The sequence below is a fragment of the Pseudomonas sp. EA_5y_Pfl2_R50 genome, assembly GCF_963970475.1.
Taxonomy (GTDB): Bacteria; Pseudomonadota; Gammaproteobacteria; order Pseudomonadales; family Pseudomonadaceae; genus Aquipseudomonas.
Window position 1 is genome coordinate 1 of the sequence record NZ_CAXAPT010000160.1, and the last position, 463, is coordinate 463.

Below are 463 nucleotides of genomic sequence, written 5' to 3' on the forward strand. Positions count from 1 at the left end.
ATCTGGTCGCCCCAGATGACGCGGCCCTGCCCGTCGATCGCGCCGATGCGGTCGCCATCGCCATCGAAAGCCAGTCCGAAATCGAGCTGCTTCTCGGCGACGAGGCGCTTCAGGTCGGTCAGGTTCTTTTCATCAGTGGGATCTGGGTGATGGTTGGGAAAATTGCCGTCGACATCGGTGAACAGCAAGTGATGCTCACCCGGCAGGAGCTTGACGAGCTTCTCGATGATCGGGCCCGACACGCCATTGCCGGCGTCCCAGCCGATCTTGTAGCTGCCCCCGGCATAGCCCGCGACCAGACGACCGACATAATCGTCCTCAATGTCGGCGGTGGAGACGGTGCCACGGTCGGCCTCATCGGCGACGACATCCCAGTCGCCTTCCGTCGCCATGCGGCCAAGGTCCTGAATGTCCGCGCCGAAAAACGGCTTGTGCTGCAGGACCATCTTGAAGCCGTTATACT

1 pseudogene is annotated in these 463 nt (G+C 61.8%); it reads right to left on the reverse strand.

Features of this window, described 5'->3' with window-relative positions:
* A pseudogene (locus tag AACY19_RS27230) lies at nucleotides 1–463 on the reverse strand (phosphomannomutase/phosphoglucomutase); the annotation flags it as partial.